At 48.6% G+C, this 18,222-nt stretch carries 17 protein-coding genes and 1 other RNA gene; 3 read left to right on the top strand and 15 right to left on the bottom strand.

Annotation, left to right across the window (positions count from 1 at the left end):
* Window positions 1-117: 117 nt before the first annotated feature.
* Window positions 118-777, bottom strand: a complete 660-nt coding sequence (locus ACAN55_RS22365) for a TerC family protein (RefSeq protein ID WP_379138250.1) — start codon at window positions 775-777, stop codon at window positions 118-120.
* 153 nt (window positions 778-930) lie between these two features.
* On the opposite strand from ACAN55_RS22365, the gene ACAN55_RS22360 reads away from it, so the two are divergent.
* Window positions 931-1,635: a TerC family protein gene (locus ACAN55_RS22360; RefSeq protein WP_379138247.1), complete on the top strand. Its 705-nt coding sequence runs from the start codon at window positions 931-933 to the stop codon at window positions 1,633-1,635.
* Between the two features lie 28 nt (window positions 1,636-1,663).
* Here ACAN55_RS22360 and thiI read toward each other — a convergent pair whose 3' ends face one another.
* From thiI to ACAN55_RS22330, 6 genes are all read right to left on the bottom strand, one after another.
* Window positions 1,664-2,947: a tRNA uracil 4-sulfurtransferase ThiI gene (gene thiI, locus ACAN55_RS22355; protein WP_379138245.1), complete on the bottom strand. Its 1,284-nt coding sequence runs from the start codon at window positions 2,945-2,947 to the stop codon at window positions 1,664-1,666.
* Window positions 2,947-4,101 carry a cysteine desulfurase family protein gene (locus tag ACAN55_RS22350; RefSeq protein ID WP_379138242.1) on the bottom strand — a complete coding sequence of 385 codons (1,155 nt, stop codon included), beginning with the start codon at window positions 4,099-4,101 and terminating at the stop codon, window positions 2,947-2,949. The genes thiI and ACAN55_RS22350 overlap by 1 nt, the downstream gene beginning before the upstream one ends.
* A 121-nt stretch (window positions 4,102-4,222) precedes the next feature.
* Complete coding sequence (locus tag ACAN55_RS22345) at window positions 4,223-4,963, bottom strand: transglycosylase SLT domain-containing protein (RefSeq protein ID WP_379138238.1); 741 nt, start codon at window positions 4,961-4,963, stop codon at window positions 4,223-4,225.
* A 160-nt stretch (window positions 4,964-5,123) separates the two neighbouring features.
* On the bottom strand, window positions 5,124-5,510 hold the full coding sequence (locus tag ACAN55_RS22340; protein ID WP_379138235.1) for a hypothetical protein: 387 nt from the start codon (window positions 5,508-5,510) through the stop codon (window positions 5,124-5,126).
* 10 nt (window positions 5,511-5,520) lie between these two features.
* Window positions 5,521-5,745 carry a DUF1540 domain-containing protein gene (locus tag ACAN55_RS22335; protein ID WP_379138232.1) on the bottom strand — a complete coding sequence of 75 codons (225 nt, stop codon included), beginning with the start codon at window positions 5,743-5,745 and terminating at the stop codon, window positions 5,521-5,523.
* 74 nt (window positions 5,746-5,819) lie between these two features.
* The gene (locus ACAN55_RS22330; RefSeq protein ID WP_379138229.1) at window positions 5,820-6,317 is read right to left on the bottom strand and encodes a YpuI family protein; all 498 of its coding nucleotides are present in this window, start codon (window positions 6,315-6,317) and stop codon (window positions 5,820-5,822) included.
* Window positions 6,318-6,564: 247 nt separating this feature from the next.
* Here ACAN55_RS22330 and ACAN55_RS22325 point away from each other — a divergent pair, with 247 nt between their 5' ends.
* On the top strand, window positions 6,565-8,445 hold the full coding sequence (locus tag ACAN55_RS22325) for a S8 family peptidase (protein ID WP_379138226.1): 1,881 nt from the start codon (window positions 6,565-6,567) through the stop codon (window positions 8,443-8,445).
* A gap of 5 nt (window positions 8,446-8,450) precedes the next feature.
* Here ACAN55_RS22325 and pdxR read toward each other — a convergent pair whose 3' ends face one another.
* The gene (gene pdxR / locus ACAN55_RS22320) at window positions 8,451-9,881 is read right to left on the bottom strand and encodes a MocR-like pyridoxine biosynthesis transcription factor PdxR (RefSeq protein WP_379138223.1); all 1,431 of its coding nucleotides are present in this window, start codon (window positions 9,879-9,881) and stop codon (window positions 8,451-8,453) included.
* A gap of 95 nt (window positions 9,882-9,976) precedes the next feature.
* Here pdxR and ACAN55_RS22315 point away from each other — a divergent pair, with 95 nt between their 5' ends.
* Window positions 9,977-11,200 carry an aminotransferase-like domain-containing protein gene (locus tag ACAN55_RS22315; protein WP_379138220.1) on the top strand — a complete coding sequence of 408 codons (1,224 nt, stop codon included), beginning with the start codon at window positions 9,977-9,979 and terminating at the stop codon, window positions 11,198-11,200.
* Window positions 11,201-11,251: 51 nt separating this feature from the next.
* Here the strand turns inward: ACAN55_RS22315 and rnpB are convergent.
* From rnpB to ACAN55_RS22280, 7 genes are all read right to left on the bottom strand, one after another.
* An RNA gene (gene rnpB, locus ACAN55_RS22310) (RNase P RNA component class A) lies at window positions 11,252-11,671 on the bottom strand.
* Window positions 11,672-11,745: 74 nt separating this feature from the next.
* A complete protein-coding gene (locus tag ACAN55_RS22305; RefSeq protein ID WP_379138217.1) occupies window positions 11,746-12,861 on the bottom strand; it encodes a Nif3-like dinuclear metal center hexameric protein in 1,116 nt (371 codons plus the stop codon).
* Entirely contained in the window at window positions 12,837-13,619 is a 783-nt protein-coding gene (locus tag ACAN55_RS22300) for a tRNA (adenine(22)-N(1))-methyltransferase (protein WP_379138214.1), read from the bottom strand. Before ACAN55_RS22300 ends, ACAN55_RS22305 begins: the two co-directional genes overlap by 25 nt.
* Complete coding sequence (locus ACAN55_RS22295; protein ID WP_379138211.1) at window positions 13,616-14,440, bottom strand: hypothetical protein; 825 nt, start codon at window positions 14,438-14,440, stop codon at window positions 13,616-13,618. The genes ACAN55_RS22300 and ACAN55_RS22295 overlap by 4 nt, the downstream gene beginning before the upstream one ends.
* Before the next feature lie 102 nt (window positions 14,441-14,542).
* Window positions 14,543-15,676, bottom strand: a complete 1,134-nt coding sequence (gene rpoD / locus ACAN55_RS22290; RefSeq protein ID WP_379138207.1) for an RNA polymerase sigma factor RpoD — start codon at window positions 15,674-15,676, stop codon at window positions 14,543-14,545.
* Between the two features lie 41 nt (window positions 15,677-15,717).
* On the bottom strand, window positions 15,718-17,553 hold the full coding sequence (gene dnaG, locus ACAN55_RS22285; protein ID WP_379138205.1) for a DNA primase: 1,836 nt from the start codon (window positions 17,551-17,553) through the stop codon (window positions 15,718-15,720).
* Between the two features lie 24 nt (window positions 17,554-17,577).
* Window positions 17,578-18,045 (bottom strand): YaiI/YqxD family protein, encoded by a 468-nt coding sequence (locus ACAN55_RS22280; protein ID WP_379138202.1) that lies wholly within the window; start codon window positions 18,043-18,045, stop codon window positions 17,578-17,580.
* Between the last annotated feature and the right edge of the window lie 177 nt (window positions 18,046-18,222).

Genomic DNA, 18,222 nt, shown 5'->3' with positions numbered 1-18,222 from the left:
GCTGGCATAAAAAATGCACCCCTTGGAATTACATCGGATTTACCCAGGGGTTTTTCCAATGTCTATTCTAAGGGGTGCACTTCAACGATGGAGAACACCTTTTTCTGAAATCCCGCATTATTTGATTGCTCTTAATCTCTGCTTAATCCCTCCGGTGATTACAACGGTAACCCCAAGTACAATTGGCAAAATAGAATGCAGTGTCGGGAACAGGATAGAAAGCGCCGCGCCCAGCTTAGCATCCTGCAGAAGCATATCCCCTGCGGTAAACGCCAGTATATATGCCCCGATAAATACCAGCAGCGGAAACCGGTGCAGCCAGCTGACGATTAGACTGCTTCCCCATACCACAATAGGAATACTGAGAGCGATCCCGATAACTATAAGGGCCAAATCCCCCTTCGCGAGTCCGGCTATGGCCAGGACATTGTCCAAACTCATGATGAAATCAGCCACCAGAATCGTGCGAATGGCTTTCCATACGGTCCCGCCCTCCGAAACCCGCATCTCCTCTTCTTCCTCAAGCAGCAGCTTAAAGGAAATCCACAGCAGCAGTAGGCCTCCTGCTGCCTGAATATAAGGGATTTGCAGCAACAATACAGCCGCAAAGGTAAGCAAGCAGCGCAAAATAACAGCACCTGCCGCTCCCCACCATACGGCTGTCTTCCGGTGCTTCTCCGGAAGGTTTTTACTGGCAAGAGCAATGACCATGGCATTATCCCCGCTCAGCACGAGATTGACCATTAATATTTCCGCAAGCAGCATCATCGAATCCATAGGTCCATAACCTCCCTGAACTACATGTAACTACATGTATGTCCAAGAGCGACAAGCTATGCTTCTTGTCCGGCTTATTTTTGTAAGTGGAAGTAATGTCCGGGCAAGTTTTGGCGTATATCAAACTAAGCCCATTTTTCTCCAATTCAGGAGTTGACCCATTTGAATCCATCATTCTGGGAATTTATTTTAGCGCTGCTCAATATTGTGTTTCTTGATTTATTCCTCGCCGGGGACAATGCGATTGTAATCGGTCTGGCCGCACGCAACCTACAGCCCGGTTTGCAGAAAAAAGCCGTCCTTATGGGGACGGCCGGTGCAGTGATACTGCGTATAATCGCTACCGTGCTGGTAGTCTGGCTGCTTGAGATTCCCTGGCTGCTGCTGCTTGGCGGACTGCTGCTTATTGTCATTGCCTACAAGCTCCTGACAGACGAAAGCAATCACGGGGACATTCAGGCAGGCGGGAATCTCTGGTCTGCCATATGGACAATCATCATCGCAGACGCTGCAATGGGCCTCGACAATGTCATTGCGGTTGCCGGAGCGGCAAAACATAATATCGTGCTCGTTATACTGGGACTACTGATCAGTGTACCGATAGTTGTCTGGGGTAGCACCCTATTTATTAAGCTGATTAACAAGTATCCTTGGATCATTTATCTGGGCTCCGCAGTTCTCGGTTTTACTGCTTCCAGTATGATTGCCGAAGAGAACGGGCTTGGGACCTTTTTTGAAAACCATCTATTTCTTCGATATCTGTTCTCTGTGTTGGTTATTTCCGGCATTCTCGCCTCAGGATATTGGAGAAGGCGGAAAGGACATCAAGATTTAGCAAAGGCAGATATTACAACATAACCTGCCTTATATCATTGAGAACATCAGTTTAGAACCACTCTTCCTTAATTCTGCTGTCTGTCTCTGCTTGCGACTCCGGAAGTTCTTTACCGTACGGCGTAATTTCGAGCGTCTCGGTTGAAGCGACGGCAGCGGCCAGCAGCTCGGAATAATGGGGCAGGGTCGCTTCAATCTTTTCCACTATTCTCTGGTTAGGATTCGTTGTCGGCGATTTCGGCACAAACAGAGTGCAACAATCTTCATAAGGAAGTATAGATAAGTCATAGGTTCCGATCTGCTTGGAAATATCGATAATTTCACTTTTGTCCATCATAATCAAGGGGCGGAGTAAGGGAAGCTCAGTAGCCCGCCCAATCACATTCATGCTTGATAGTGTCTGGCTTGCTACTTGACCCAGGTTATCTCCAGTAACAATGGCGAGTGCCTTTTCCCGTTCAGCTAAGGTTGAGGTGATTCTAAGCATGGCCCGGCGCATTAACGTGATAATCAGATTATCTTGCCCAATCCCTGTGAAAGACGTTTGAACTTCCGTGAACGGAACAAGATGAAGTTTAATACTGCCTGCATAGCGGGAGAGTACCCGGGTTAGATCAATTACCTTCTGGCGGGCAAGCTCACTTGTATAAGGATAACTGTAAAAATGAACACACTCGATTTCGAGACCACGGCGCATCGAAGACCAGCCGGCCACCGGACTGTCGATCCCGCCGGATAGCAGCAGCATGGCTTTCCCATTGGTACCTAGCGGAAATCCGCCTACACCGGTAATGCTATCGCAGAATATATAGGTATGCTCCTCGCGGATTTCCACCCGTAGTTCAAGTTGCGGTGCATTCACATCCACAATGAGACCAGAGTAGCCTTGAAGCAGCGGTGTGGCTACCAGTCTGTTGGATTCAATCGACCCGTAGGGGAACTCTTTCCACACTCGTCTAACATTCACTTTGAAGGTAGTTCCTGCCTCAGGGGCAAGCACCTTTAAATAATGGGCGCTGACATTAATAATATCCTCCAGTTCGGACTTGGCCACCTTGACCGGACTGATGGATGCGATGCCGAATACATTTTTGAGAGCAGCCACTAAATGTTCGGCTGGCTCACCATTAAGCTCTATATAAATCCGTCCGAATTCCTTGGTTAGAGTGACTTTCGGATAAGGGATAAGCATGGTTTTGACATGCCGCAGTACTGTTTTCTCAAAACGGCTGCGGTTTCTGCCCTTTAACATAAATTCTCCGAAACGCAACAGTAGCATATCGGCGTAATCCATACTGCTTTCAGCAGTTTGTACAACAGATTCCATTGATTTCATTATTTCTTTATGCCTCCTTCGGCTACCTTTAACGCTTGAACCGCATTAGTTATTGCCTGTTCTAAAGCTGTAACATCATCCATCGTGTGTGCATCTCCAAAGCTGATACGGATACCTCCATCTGCCACAGGAAGACCCAGTCCCATGGCCAGCAGCACGCGGCTAGGATCCGAGGATTTGGACGAGCAGGCCGAACGGGTGGATACAACCATCCCGAGTTCCTCCAGCTTGCGTGCCATCACCTCACCCTTCATTCCCGGATACGAGAAATGAACAATGTGCGGAGCCCCATCCTCCCTGCTGTTAACTCTTAGTTCAGGAATTCCGTGTAAAAAATGGAGCAGCCTGTCCCTCAGTGGCAGAATACGGGCAATGTAATCGGTTCTACGCTCGCTGCTCATTCGTACCGCTTTGGCTGCGGCAACAATGGCGGCTACATTTTCCGTGCCCGCGCGTACTCCGTTCTCATGAGAACCCCCTGAGAACAAAGGAAACAACGAAACTCCTCGTCTAACATATAGTAACCCAACCCCGCGGGGACCACGAATTTTATGGGCAGACAAGCTGTATAGATCCGCACCAAGTTCTGCAGGTGAAGTCGCTATTGTCCCAAAACCCTGAACTCCGTCTACGTGCAGCAAGGTACGTGAATTGTGGGTCTTGATGATACGGGCAATCTCGCGAATCGGTTGTATGGTTCCAATTTCGTTATTCACCTGCATCACACTGACGAGAACCGTATCCTTGCGGATTGCCTGACCAAGCAACGCAGGATCCACTACCCCCGTACTGTCTGGAGCAATAAAAGTAATATCCCAGCCCAACTTCTGTAACTGCAGACAGCTCTCATATACTGAAGGATGCTCCAGCTCTGTAGTGATAATATGGCGACCTCTTCCGGAATACTGCATAACTGCGCCCTTAATCGCCAGATTGTTACTTTCTGTAGCCCCAGATGTGAATATGATCTCATCCGTCCCTGTGCCAAGTGCCGATGCGCAAACCTCGCGTGCCCTGGCAATAAGTCTGCCCGCATCTGTTCCCAACCGGTGCAGTGATGAAGGATTGGCATAATGAATCTTCATAATTTGTTCCATCGTCTGCACGACTTGTTCATATGGAGGAGCAGCGGCGGCGTAATCCCAATAAATCATATCTTGAACTTCTCCTTTGGCGCAAATAAAACCCTATTCTTCTTAAAATGCTCAAAAAGGATCAAACGGACCGCTAGCATGCATAAGGCATCAGCTTCATTGTCCCGTTTGATCCTTTATATTATACCGCGTATTTAGCGCGGGCGCGTTCAATTTTAGAGATGTATGCCTGTGTTTCCTCCGGCAGCCTTTCAAGCTGGGCCATCAGCTCCGCATCGTTGCTTACACCGAGCTTGGAGACTCTTCCCGGCCCCGCATTATAGGCGGCTAAAGCCATTTTCTCCTGGCCGTCGAATCTCTTCAGTTGATAGGATAAATAACGGACACCGCCATCAATACTTTGCGCAGGATCAAATGGATCGGACACTCCTAGCCCTCTAGCCGTTCCGTCCATCAACTGCATTAACCCTTTGGCTCCGGCAGAAGAAACTACATTTGGGTTAAAGGAAGATTCCGTGTCAATCACCGCTTTAATCAAATCAACCGGAATACCATATTTACTGCTCGCCTGCTGAATCAAATCCTCATAATCCGTAGGCTTGGTCTCTCCCGTGCTTCCTGTCCATATTTCACCGGCAGCTGTTATTTCCCCGGAAATGTTCCCATCCGTACTTCCAATTGCATTCGAAAGATGTTGCCAGAGTAATCCGTCGCTGTATGAAACTCCAGCTGGCAGCTCCGAGGGATCCGGAACCTTCTCTTCTCCCCGTACTTTCATTTCCTGAAGCATGGTTGCAAAAGTGGCACTCCCCGAACCCGATATGTCATTATCGCCCACAGAACCGTTTCCATTCGAGGTGCTTTTCAAATTTACCCATTTCAACTGGCCTGGCCCGCCGGCTGATGCTGAATTGATCTCCATGCTCGAGAATTCCTTCTTCCTTATTGATTTATATATTAATCGCATATTTTAGATTTGAAATATATCTTCATCTTACATTCTATCGCGGATTAAAGCTATATCTCCGGGCACAAAAACAGACTTCAGACCCGTAATTTTAGGTCCTGAAGCCTGTTTCAGATTAACGCGCGAAGGGAATCATTACAAAATAGCTGAGGGCAGATACAATACCGAGACCCATTGCCCAGGCACCGGTTGTTTTTTGACCCCGACTATATGCAAAATACCCCAATACCGCTGCAACCGGTCCAAGAATAATGGACCACATGAATAGAGAACCAATACCGAATGCTAATCCGACGTAACCCATTGTTTTGCCGCCAGTTTCATCCGCAGTTTCTGCCTTATCAATGTTTGAATTGGTGCGCATTTGAACAGGACTGATCTCTGCAGCGTACTCCTCACGGTTTTCACGGTCCATTCGCGGATAATCTACCCGCTTCGGCTTCAGAATTACTTTTCTTCGTCCTGAAGATCCGGGATTCCTGCTCCTCTTGTCTGTGTCCATGGTCGTCCTCCTAAGATTTAGGCTTGAAGGTCAGACAACAGGTTGAAGAGGAGGTTGGTGCTTGATCTCGATGGTCGGTATTAGTCATTTCTTCGGCGTATTCTTCTTTAAAGCGGCTTCCTGCATGTTTGTCGATTTCAATCATGATCTGATCAGCCTGACATACGTTATGCTCGCCCCAATAATTACAATTGCTTACACTGCATTTAACGAATGGTTTTGCAGTATTGGACATAGGATATCACCTCGGCTACATTATGTCCGTGTGATGAATCCTTTATGCCAACAAACAGCTTCCAGTTACAAATCCTAAAGCTGGTTCTGCATCCGGCGCTCTGTCAAATAATCGCTCTCATAATACGATAGATCATCGCGCAGTTCTTCATACACCTTGGTAATCTCAAGGATTATATCGCGGACCGGACGAATCGGTTTCTTACGGAAACGGATAGCATCCTGGCCTGTGTAGGCATAACGTCCGTCTTCAGAATAACTTTCGTTCTTTGGATAAAAGAAATTGTTCACTCCATAGTGATATACGTTATAAAGCGCTTTTTGCGCAAAGGCTTCATCGAATGTGGCACGGCGAAGGGCTACGCCAAGTTTCTCATAGGACATTTCGGAAAAGACCAATAGATGACGGAGATCCGACAGAAAACCCTGGTAGAAATGAATCATCTCTTCATCTTGTTCGACTCCGAATTGCGGCAACGCATAGTGATTCAGGAATACTTCCATTTTTTCGATAGCATTTTTCAGCTTTTCTCTGGACGATTCACACAATTTATGCACGTTAGCTGCTGACATGGCGGATGTTCCCCCTTATTATTCCTCGCATTATACTTTTTGATATTAGCATAAAAATCTGGACGGCGGTATCCTTTTCTGGTAACAAAACTTAGCGGCTTCGCCAGCCTGGAAAGGACGGTATACGGTTCTTAGAGAAATCTAAGGTAAACGCAGATCTGAAACATTAACTTTCTTAGATTTTGCATAAAAATCCTGTGCTCATCTCAATCTATGGGTATTACAGTGCCATGGAGGAGCGGAAAATATGTCCCGAAAAAATATAGTGCTTGCCAGCTTGCTTACCGCTGCATGCACGGCTGCCGTGTTGAGCTTAGCCCCCCGGGCTACTGTCGAGCATACAGCACAGGCACCTGCTCAGCTTAAGCCTCTGGCTGAGAAAATAAATAAAAAAAGTGCTTTGGTTCAAGATGTGAATGCTACAGACCGCCTCAACAGGGTGGATGTCAGCAGGCATTTGCAGACCCTACTCGCGGACAACGGACATTCAGATCCCCGTTCTGTTTCAGTGTATGCTAACAAGCTTCAGCAGGGGCATGGGCATATTGCCATGCTGGTGTGGATCGATTTTCATACAGGTGAAACCTCGACCTATAAATCCACCATTCCCAAAGGCACTGAGAAAGAGCAGAAACAGCTGAAAAAACATTTACGAAGCGCCAAAAGTGCCCTGAAAGGACATCAATCCTATGAATCTCCGGTATTTACCGTTGGAGACGAGAAGTATTATATTATGGCTCAGCGGGACCGGGATGGTCATAATGGTGTCATTGCCGTGATCAGCCAGAAGGTACTGGGGCGGGTCGCACAGCATCAATTAAAGAACCTGCGGCTGATTCCTTACCCTAAAGAAGGCAAATTCCGGGTGGAGTCCGTTCATGCTGACACCTTGAAAGATATCACGGTAAAGACCGGTCATGACAATGAGAACGCCAGCCATTTTTACGAAAATGAGATTGTCGTCAGATTTCAGGACGGCCAGTTGGCTCCAACACAGTTGAAAATCATTGCTGCGGACATCCATTGCGGCAAGCCCCGCAAACTGGGATATGCTTATATTTTCCGCTCGTCCACCATGGATTATAATCAGCTCAAAACTTATTTCGCCAACAAATGGCATCCCAAATATTCAGAGCCCCACTATATGTATTTAACCAATGATGTTGTTAACGAATATCAGGAGGGTACAATCTCTCCTAACGACCTGCTCTATTCTACCTACCAGTGGAATCTGCCTGCGATCGAAACCCAAAAGGGCTGGAGTGTGTCGAAAGGCAACAATGATGTTATTGTTGCCGTCGTCGATACCGGAGTTCAAGCCAGTCATCCTGATCTCCAGGGCAAGCTGCTTGCCGGATACAATGCCATAACCAGCGGCTCTACACCTGATGATGATGTAGGTCATGGAACACATGTCGCGGGAATTATCGGTGCCGTCGTCAATAATTCCGAAGGTGTAGCCGGTATCAGTTGGTACAATAAGATCCTCCCGGTTAAGGCACTAGACAATTCCGGTGCAGGTACGACCTATTCTGTGGCGGAAGGAATCATTTGGGCGGCAGATAACGGTGCCAAGGTGATCAATCTAAGTCTTGGCAATTATGCGGATTCGCAGTTTCTGCATGATGCCATCAAATATGCTTACGACCGTGACATCGTGATAGTCTCTGCAGCAGGGAATGACAATACAGAGCGTCCGGGTTATCCCGCTGCTTATCCTGAAGTACTGGCTGTAGCCGCAACCAATGCAGCTGGGGAAAGAGCTTCTTTTTCAAACTATGGTGATTACATTGATGTAAGTGCGCCAGGTGAAAGCATAGCCAGCACCTATCCTGACAATCAGTACGCCGCGCTGTCCGGTACCTCAATGGCAAGTCCGCACGTTGCTGCTCTAGCAGGTCTGGTCCGTTCGGTGAATCCGGAATTATCCAACACCGAGGTTATGAAGCTGATGATGAACAATGCCATTGACCTTGGAACTCCAGGGCAGGATAAATATTACGGATACGGCCAGGTAGATATTTATAAAACACTGCATGCCGCCGGCGGTAGCGGAGTGCCTCTGCAGTTGTGGCCGCAGCAGGTCAGCGAGCAGATGAATCACCTTCGTCAAAAGGCGAATCCTTAATCGGCTTACTTGAGAAATTTAGTTAGGAGTGAAAGGAACAATTTCAGACCCTGCTCCATCTCTCCTTCCGTCATTTGGGAATAGCACAGCCGGATATGGCTGGATCGGCTGTCACCTGAATAACAGACATCACCCGGCAGGAAAGAAAGACTGTTCTCTTTCGCCAAAGCATGAAGCAGAGGGATATCCGCATTGGGCGGCAGCTTCACCCACAGGTTCAGTCCACCTTCCGGAATATTCCAGCTTACACCATCAGGTGCATATTCATTCAACAGTGTAATTGCTTTCTCCATACGGTTACGCAGCAAGATGCGCAGCTGTGAGGCGTAAGCGTTGTAATTCCCTTGGATGAATGGAAGCACAGCTTGCTGAGTAAGAAGCGGGCTGCCAAGATCGCTTGCAGATTTGGCTGCAATCAGGCGGGACAAGATATCATCTCCAGCTGCCAGACAGGCAATCCGGCTGCCGGGGGCAAGCACTTTGCTGAAGCTTTTCATATAGACCACATGGCCCCCGGAATCCATTGACTTCAGGGAGGGCGGTGGAGGTGACCGGAAATACAGATCGCTGAATGGATCATCCTCAACAATGAGACAGTGGTAGCTGCGGGCAAGATCGAGCAGCCGCTGTCTTCTTTTTATGCTCATGGTGACACCACTCGGATTCTGAAAAGTCGGGACTGTATAGATCAGCTTCGGAGGCCTTTGATCGCACAACCTCGTAAGAACATCAACCCTCATACCTTCTTCGTCCGTAGGCACACCAATCATTTCCGCTCCGCGTCCTGCGAACACATCGATTGCACCTGTATAACTGGGAGACTCCATATATACCGTATCTCCAGGGCCTACAAAAGTTCTTGCAACCAGATCAATACCCTGCTGGGATCCGCTGGTGATCATCAGGTTTGAACGCGGGAGAGTCATCCCCCGTTCAAGCAGGTGTACCCTCATAACCTCCCTCAGTTCCTTATCTCCCTGAAAATTCCCGTAGGATGCCATCAATTCAGGATGCTCCGTCACAAGGGAGGCCATTCTTCCGCCAATCTGACGAAGCGGTAATAAGTCTCCATGAATCGCTGCAAGATGAAACGGATAGGCCACTTCTGAATAATCAAAATTCCGCCACAGCTGTGCCCTCGGCAGGTAATCATTATAATTTTTAGCCCACCCTTGGGTCGTATCCTCTCTCAACTGCGGCGAATTCTTAACGTAACAACCCGCACCCTGCTCACAGATAATCATTCCGCGCCGCTCCAGATCAGCATAGGCCTTGCTGATTGTAACCTGGCTAACCTTCAGAGACACCGCCAGCTTCCGAACAGAAGGCAAGCGTGCGCCAGGTTCAAGTAGCCCGGAAGAAATACGATATCCCAAAGCTTCGCTAATCTGCAGTGGCAGGCTCTTGCGGCTGCCCCGGATCAACTCAATATGCATGGCAGAACAGCCCCTCACTGTTATATTCGGTGCTTTACTGTTATACAGCTCTGCCGCTATGATACCATCAATTCAAATGAGGCGGGTGGTATTTGTTGAGTATTAATTATTCTATAGCAGCTAAGCATATGGGTTCATCAGCAGTACGAGAAATCCTGAAGCTGACCCAGGGTAGCCAAATTATTTCACTTGCGGGCGGTTTACCGGCTGAAGATCTCTTTCCGCTTGAGGCTGTCCGCGATGCTTACTCCAAAGTCCTCTCTTCAAATGCATCCGTGCTTCAGTACGGGGTGACAGAAGGTTATGGACCGCTGAGAGACAAGATCGCTGCAAGATTGTCATCGCTGAAGAAGATTCCGGTTTCATCCTCCGAAATTCTGCTCACCACAGGCTCACAGCAAGCCATTGATCTGATATGTAAAATATTGCTTGACCCCGGAGATGCGGTGCTAGTGGAAGCACCTACCTATCTGGCAGCCCTTCAGGTGCTTGGATCCTACCGCGCCGGGATCCACTCCGTGGTAACCGACGAATATGGAATGCTTCCGGATCATTTGGAGGCCCAACTGAAGAAATACAAGCCGAAGCTGTTATATGCAGTACCTACATTCAGTAACCCAAGGGGCTCGTCGTGGAGCGAAGAACGGCGCATCCGGACCGTGGAATTGTGCCGACAGTATGGCACGCTGATTCTAGAGGATGACCCTTACGGTGAAATTTCATTTAACCGGGGTAGCTCCGCTTCTTTCCTGCCCACTTTAGCAGCAATTGACAGAAGTTATGGAGGCGGGTGTGTGATCTACACCGGCACTTTCTCCAAGATCGTCGCCCCCGCCCTGCGAACCGGATGGGTTGCCGCGGAGTCCGAAGTGATCCAGACGTTAACCAAAGCCAAACAGGCGGCTGATTTGCATTCCAGCGCTATCGATCAGCGGGCGCTGGATCAACTGCTGCTGGATTTTGATCTGGAGCAGCACATCTCTCTAATTACAAAGGAATACCATTCCCGGATGCTGGGGTTATCGGCTGAACTAACTTCCCGAGGATGGGAGGGTTCACATTTCATTGAGCCCAAAGGTGGAATGTTTCTATGGCTGACCCTCGATCACTCCATTCATACCGCTGAGCTTCTGAAGCTTGCGGTTTCCAAAGGGGTTGCTTTCGTCCCGGGCGAAGTATTCTTCCCTTCACATCCGGAGCAGAACACGATGCGCCTCAACTTCACTCATACTTCGCCGGAGCTTATCTCACTAGCTGTGCAGCGGCTTGAGGATGCTATTACAGAATGGAAACATAAAAAAGCGGCGTCACCGGTATAACCGTGCTGACGCCGCTGTAGTTCATATCAAATTGCTTCAAGTTGTTGCAGTTAGGAAAGTTTGCCGTAAGCCGGGTTCTGTACTCGTTGTGGTTCAATCGGGAACTACCCTCCCACCATAAGCGACAATCATCTATCTAGGCCATACATTACTGCACAGCTCCAGCGACCAACCTAGACACGCCTCAGGCGAAGGCTGCCTCTTCCGGTAAAGGAAGCTGCTGCGTCTCATTAGGTCTTGCTCCAGATGGGGTTTACCAGGAACGAAGTCACCAGCGTTCCTCGGGGTCTCTTACACCTCGGTTCCATCCTTGCCTGTGCTGCTCTGTGAAGAGCAGCCATCGGCGGTCCATTTCTGTGGCACTATCCTTCGGCTCGCGCCGACTGGACGTTATCCAGCACCCTGCCTTATGGAGCCCGGACTTTCCTCCCGCAGCGCTCTCACGCCGCCGGCGATTGTCTGTCAAACTTTCCGAACAACATTGTATATTATACAGACATCACAGCAACGGCACAAGTGTTAATGGGAGGAAAGCACTCCTTTTATTACATGAACAGAAAAGGCTCCGTGTTTACCTGTGAGGCATGCACCCGGGTATCATACTTGTTCTCAGCAAGCTTTCCGGCCATCCATTCTCTAACCTTGTCTTTCATGATCTTCTCCGCATTATGCCCCGGATCAATGAGTGCAATGCCCGCCAGGTATGCATCCTGCGCAGTATGATAGTCAATATCGCCGGTAACCAGGACATCCGCACCGCGGAAAATCGCACTGCTGTAGAATTTACCGCCGGAACCGCCAAGTACTGCTGCCTTGCGGATGGGACGGTTTAAATCTCCGACGACGCGGACCTTGTCTACATTCAAGCCGCTTTTGACAGTCTCAACGAACTCACCAAGAGTTACGGGTTCCTTCAGCTTGCCCACACGTCCCAGACCAAAACTCCGGCCCTTAAGATCCATAGAGTACAGATCATAAGCAACCTCTTCATACGGATGCGCCTTCAGCATGGCTTGTACCACTTTACCCTTGATGCCCATGGGAACTATCGTTTCGATCCGCATTTCTTCGGCGCGTTCCATTTTTCCCTGTTGACCGATGAACGGCTCAGTGCCCTCCTGCGGAATAAAAGTGCCATATCCTTCAATGTTGAAGCTGCAATGGCTGTAGTTGCCGATCTGACCGGCTCCTGCGTTCAATACCGCGTTCAGCACCTGCTCATGATGCGTTTTAGGAACGAACACTACCAGCTTGAACAGCTGCTCCGTATGAATATCCTTGATCGGAGCACCGTTCTCGATCCCCAGAGCTTCCGCCATCCAGTCATTCATTCCACCTTCGGTTACATCGAGATTCGTGTGGCTGATATAGACAGCGATATCGTTTTTAATTAATTTCTCGTACAATCTGCCGGCAGGTGTATCCGTCTGAATGCCGGCAAGCGGGCGGAAAATAATCGCATGATGCGCGATAATCAAATTGCAGCCGAGCTTAATTGCTTCTTCAGCGACTGCATCGTTCACATCAAGTGCAACCAGTACGCCCGTAATTTCTTTCTGGAGCGTTCCGAGCTGAAGCCCGATCTTATCGCCTTCTTCAGCGACATGTTTTGGAGCCAACTGCTCCATGTATTGAATTACAGTTTGTCCTTTGGCAAACATTCCAGCACCTCCGTAATTTCCTGAATGCGGGCTTTGATCGCCTTGCGTTTTTCTTCAGCCGCTTCCAGCTCTGAACGGGATAACGAAGCCAGGATCATCTCCAGCTTACTGATCTCACTGTTCCATTTAGCGTGGAATACCTCATTTGGGGCTCTCAGCAGCCACGGACCCATCTGCAGCAGCAGCTCACGTCCGCATACCATCTTTCCGTTATTTAAGGACAACGGTTTGTATAACTCTTCATTCGACATTACGGAGCTGTCTGATGTCTCCAGTACAGCGGTAAGCACCTCATAAATCTTACCGTCTTCCTCCAAAATATCCTCCGAGATAAGCACCCAGCCATTCTCAAGCAGCCAGCGGCGCAGGTTATCCTCGCCCACATTCGGCTGCAGCGCCAGCAGGCTTACGCCTTGAAGCTTGCCCAAAGCCTTCCCGCGTTCCAGAATCGAGGCGATGAGCGAACCACCCATGCCCGCAATGGTTACACAATCCACTTCCCCGGGCTCCAGCACTTCCATTCCGTCCCCGCGCCGCACAGAAATCACTTTCCCTTTACCAGCTGCGGCAACCGCCTTAGAGGCAGCGTCAAACGGTCCGGGATTCACTTCGCCTGCTACGGCAAACACGGCTTTCCCGCTTTCGACTGCAGCAATCGGCAGCAGTGCATGATCTGAGCCGATATCGGCCATTCTGCTTTGCGGAGGAATTTTCTCCAGCAAAAGCCCAAGTCTGTTCGATAATTTAATATTATTCATGACGACACCCACGTTATCCATTTTTTTCTAAAAACAAAGAGCAGCGCCAGTCCGGCTGCAATTTTCAATATAAGTATAAGCGAAATCCACTGAGGATAATCCGGTCTCAGCAAAAGGGTATCCAGCTCCGGCATAATCCATAAGGTAACTCCTACGGCAAAATAAACCGCTGCCACACCAGAAACGCGGTGGTGCAGAAGCCAGCTAAGCCATACCATCAGCACACAAAGCGGAAGCCAGAGCAGCTCTAATTCGAGCACGGATGCTTCCGGCCGGAGTTCGCGGAAAAATCCGGCATATAAAAGTGCCCAGAATCCAAATCCGCAATACTGCAGCAGGCCTATTCGCAGCACAAAACCGAGTATACACCATAACAATCCGCAGAAAGCTACCAGAATCGGCTTCCAGAATACCGGATCCAGATCATGAAGAGTAATCATCCACATTCCAAATCCTAGCGTAAGCACACTTCCGATCCCCGCCAGCATCAAGCTGGTTACACGCTGCCGCTCCCGAAGAACACCGGCATAACCATAACAGACAAGCAGAACACAGAAGGCTGTAGCCAGTTGCAAACCCCATGGGAAAACGCTAAAATAAAGACTAATCAAGAAAATCAAGGAAATTATCCCAAAACCAAACAACCAGACTTTGATGTTCCCCTGCTGCAGATTCTTCAGCGATACCGGATTGCTGTCCTTAACTGTGGCTTCATCATCGTACAGATTGGTCAGGAAATCACAGTACTGCTCCGGCAGCAGCTTGTTTCTTCTCCAATATTGAATTTCTCTTAAAATAACTTCGCGTTTTTCCAAATTCAATTGCTCATCCCTCTCCCCAGGGTGAAACTTGATTTATGGTCACGTCATTATAAATAAAAGAACCTCCTGCTACTGTGCAGCAGAAGGTTCTGTTCCAAGCGTCTATTCCAGGAAGTCCTTGAGCCGTTTGCTGCGGCTTGGATGACGCAGCTTGCGCAGCGCTTTGGCTTCAATCTGACGAATCCGCTCGCGCGTTACGCCAAAGACCTTGCCTACTTCTTCGAGTGTACGTGTTCTACCGTCATCAAGTCCGAACCGCAGGCGAAGTACGTTCTCTTCACGCTCAGTGAGCGTGTCCAGCACATCCTCCAGCTGTTCCTTCAGCAGTTCATACGCTGCGGCATCTGCCGGAGCGAGTGCCTCCTGATCCTCGATAAAATCGCCCAGATGCGAGTCATCTTCTTCCCCAATCGGCGTTTCCAAAGAAACCGGCTCTTGAGCAATTTTCATGATTTCTCTAACTTTTTCTACGGTCAATTCCATTTCAGCTGCGATTTCTTCCGGAGAAGGCTCACGTCCAAGCTCCTGCAGCAGTTGACGGGATACGCGAATCAGCTTATTGATGGTCTCCACCATATGCACCGGAATCCGGATGGTACGGGCTTGGTCCGCGATTGCACGGGTAATAGCCTGACGGATCCACCATGTAGCGTAAGTACTGAATTTGAAACCTTTGTTATGATCGAATTTCTCAACAGCCTTAATCAGACCCATGTTACCTTCCTGAATCAAATCCAGGAACAGCATTCCACGTCCGACATAACGTTTAGCAATACTTACCACGAGCCGAAGATTCGCTTCCGCAAGCCGTCTCTTGGCTTCTTCATCACCATTCTTGATCCGCATTGCCAGTTCGACTTCATCGTCAGCTGACAGCAAAGGTACCCGGCCGATTTCTTTCAGATACATACGGACAGGGTCATTAATCTTGATTCCCGGCGGCAGTGACAAATCATCGTCAAAGCTGAAGTCATCATTATCATTGCCCTCATTGTCCTCACCTTGACGGAGCGTCGTAACTTCTTCGTCGTTCTCATTAACAACTTCAATTCCCAGGTCACTCAGCTGTTCGTAGAACTCCTCCATTTGCTCGGGGTCCTGATCAAACGGCGATAATTTCTCCATAATATCCTTGTAGTTCAATGATGATCTTTTCTTGCCGTGCTCAATAAGTTGATCCTTGACCTGGTCCAAAGTAAATTCGGCTTCCAGTTCAGTATGCTGATCGTTCGCCATAATTCGACTCCCTCCTCCCTAGGTACATCCTGTCATTCATCTCATTGTCTCTCTAGGGCTATAATCTCACTTGCGATTTGTGCTGCTCGTAAAAAATCTCCGGCTTTCTCCGCTCCGATCATCTCTTCCCGTTTCAGCTGCAGCTTACGCTGCATAGGGAACTTCAGTACTTCCCGGATGCAATCGTCCAGAACCTGCACATTCCAATCGGGTGGTGTATCCATCATGGATATCGACGTTACGGTCTTCTCCAGACGATCATCCTGAAGCGATGACAGAAACCGGCTGATATCCGGTGGCTTGCCTTGTGCGTAAAAGGCGTATAGATAAGCGGCAATTGCCGCATGATCATCGATATTAAAAGCTTCTCCGAGGCGTTCTCCCACATAATGGGCGGCTTCCGGATCCTGCAGCATGAAGGACAGCAAGCGTCGTTCCGCTACATGATAAGCAGGCAGCAGCGTTGGAGTCTGAACATGCCCTTTTTTATGCCTACCATTATTCCACCTTTTATCGTTATTATCCCCTTCGGGAATGTTTTTTTGCATCGAAGCTCTGAGCAGATTGCAGTCCTGCTTTAAACTATCGTAGGACAGGTTCAATTCAGAGGCAATTTCCCTCAGATAAACCTCTCTTTCCGTTGATGAATGCAGCTGGGCAATGATCTCAAGCGCTTCTTTTGCATATGCGATTTTACCATCTTCCTCTAGGAGTATATGGTTTTTTTTCAGATATATAAGCTTAAATTTCACCGATGAAACCGCAGACTCGATAACCTGATCCCTGAATCTGTCACCGCCATAGCGGGATACGAATTCATCCGGGTCAAGCCCGGTCGGAAGCACCGCTACTTTAACGCGCAGTCCGTTCCCTTCCAGCAGCGGAATAGCCTTCATCGCAGCAGCTTGTCCAGCACGGTCACCATCATAAGACAATATAATCTCATCTGCCATACTCTTCATTAAAGCAATATGCTGCTCTGTAAGCGAAGTTCCCATCGTTGCCACGCCGTTATGCACGCCTGAATCCCAGGATGAAATGACATCTCCATATCCTTCGAGCAGAACGATCTGCCGGGTTTTGCGGATGGATGCTTTCGCCTGATGCAGATTGTACAGAATACGGCTTTTATTAAAAAGCTTACTCTCCGGGGAATTTAAATATTTCGGCTGTCCATCCCCGAGAATTCTTCCGGCAAAGGCAATAACCTTACCTGCCCGGTTGTGAATGGGAAAAATAACTCTTCCGCGGAAGCGGTCAATATACCCCTTTCCCTCACCCCTCGCAGCCAAAAGACCACCTTTCTCCATTTCATCCAGATCGAAATTCCTTTTTTCCAAAAACTGAAGTAATGTGTCCCACCTGTCAGGTGCATAGCCAATCTGGAATTGATCAATCATTTTGTCGCTGAAATTACGGGATTTCAAATACTCCATTGCGGCTTTGCCGTATTCCGTGTTCTTCAGCAGAAAATGATAGAATTTCGCAGACCATTCATAGGCTTGCAGCAATCGGTCGCGGACAGGGTCAGAAGGAGACAATATGCCTCCATTACCTTCGGGAATAGGAATGTCGCTTTCTTCAGCCATGATTTTTACGGCTTCGGGGAAGGAGAGTCCTTCGATTTCCATCCTGAATTTGATGGCATTACCACCCATGCCGCAGCTGAAACAATGGAACACTCCCCGGTCCGGCGTAACAGTGAAGGAGGGGGTTTTTTCCGAATGGAAAGGACAGAGGCCCCATAAATATTTCCCACGCTTGGTTAGCTGGACAACCTTGCCGACGGTTTCAGCAATATCATGCCGAGCCAGCACACTTTCGATTACTTCTTCAGGGATATTTCCGTGCCCGCTAGCCACCTCAACCACCTTCATCCCTTAACAAATAAATATAATTCGCTACTCTTGCACGTTCTCCTGCAAAAATGTTAAAAGTTTTGTCAGTTTATGTTGAAAAAAATTTTTTTCTTCCGCCGTGATTGCTTTTGGGCCTTTAGAATAATGTCCTTTTCTTCTTTCAACCGCTCTGGCGTGTCTGCCCTCCAGCATAAAATCCATGGTGGAATCTTCATATTCCCGTCCACGAAAGGAAAGTGCACTGCAGCGTTTGCCAAGCGCCAGCGCCGCTAGCCCATAATCCTGTGTCAGGACAACATCCCCCGGCTTCATATGGTTGGCAATATATATATCGGCACTTTGATCTCCGCGGTCCACCTGCACCACGGTTACACCTTCCTCCGCCTGAAGTGCATGGTCGTAAGAAGACACCATCAATACCGGAATGCCAAAGTTACGGGCGACAGCAGCGATTTCTTTCTTGACCGGACAAGCATCTCCATCGACTACAATGGTTCTTCCCTGCTTCATTTCCATAAGGGTCACCGATTTCCCGTGTAATATATATACGCGCTGATCACATTTAAATCCTTCTTTGAAAAGCATAAATACGGAACGGATGTCAAAGATACGCATTGGCACCGTTCCGTATATTTATACCCTAAACCATCAATCTATACCATAAGAAGTCTATATTTTGTGGGAAAT

The organism is Paenibacillus oryziterrae, assembly GCF_042610485.1.
Taxonomy (GTDB): domain Bacteria; phylum Bacillota; class Bacilli; order Paenibacillales; family Paenibacillaceae; genus Paenibacillus_AQ.
Note: the sequence above shows the minus strand (reverse complement) of the source record. Positions and strands in the feature narration are given on the sequence as shown.

Excerpts from the sequence above, each read along its gene's own strand:
- dnaG (WP_379138205.1), bottom strand. The coding sequence starts at position 17,553 with ATGAAGGTGGTTGAGGTGGCTAGCGGGCACGGAAATATCCCTGAAGAA.
- ACAN55_RS22345 (WP_379138238.1), bottom strand. The coding sequence starts at position 4,963 with ATGGAGATCAATTCAGCATCAGCCGGCGGGCCAGGCCAGTTGAAATGG.
- ACAN55_RS22365 (WP_379138250.1), bottom strand. The coding sequence starts at position 777 with ATGGATTCGATGATGCTGCTTGCGGAAATATTAATGGTCAATCTCGTG.
- ACAN55_RS22300 (WP_379138214.1), bottom strand. The coding sequence starts at position 13,619 with ATGAATAATATTAAATTATCGAACAGACTTGGGCTTTTGCTGGAGAAA.
- ACAN55_RS22305 (WP_379138217.1), bottom strand. The coding sequence starts at position 12,861 with ATGTTTGCCAAAGGACAAACTGTAATTCAATACATGGAGCAGTTGGCT.
- thiI (WP_379138245.1), bottom strand. The coding sequence starts at position 2,947 with ATGAAATCAATGGAATCTGTTGTACAAACTGCTGAAAGCAGTATGGAT.
- ACAN55_RS22340 (WP_379138235.1), bottom strand. The coding sequence starts at position 5,510 with ATGGACACAGACAAGAGGAGCAGGAATCCCGGATCTTCAGGACGAAGA.
- ACAN55_RS22335 (WP_379138232.1), bottom strand. The coding sequence starts at position 5,745 with ATGTCCAATACTGCAAAACCATTCGTTAAATGCAGTGTAAGCAATTGT.
- ACAN55_RS22350 (WP_379138242.1), bottom strand. The coding sequence starts at position 4,101 with ATGATTTATTGGGATTACGCCGCCGCTGCTCCTCCATATGAACAAGTC.
- ACAN55_RS22325 (WP_379138226.1), top strand. The coding sequence starts at position 6,565 with ATGTCCCGAAAAAATATAGTGCTTGCCAGCTTGCTTACCGCTGCATGC.
- pdxR (WP_379138223.1), bottom strand. The coding sequence starts at position 9,881 with ATGCATATTGAGTTGATCCGGGGCAGCCGCAAGAGCCTGCCACTGCAG.
- rpoD (WP_379138207.1), bottom strand. The coding sequence starts at position 15,676 with ATGGCGAACGATCAGCATACTGAACTGGAAGCCGAATTTACTTTGGAC.
- ACAN55_RS22330 (WP_379138229.1), bottom strand. The coding sequence starts at position 6,317 with ATGTCAGCAGCTAACGTGCATAAATTGTGTGAATCGTCCAGAGAAAAG.
- ACAN55_RS22280 (WP_379138202.1), bottom strand. The coding sequence starts at position 18,045 with ATGAAGCAGGGAAGAACCATTGTAGTCGATGGAGATGCTTGTCCGGTC.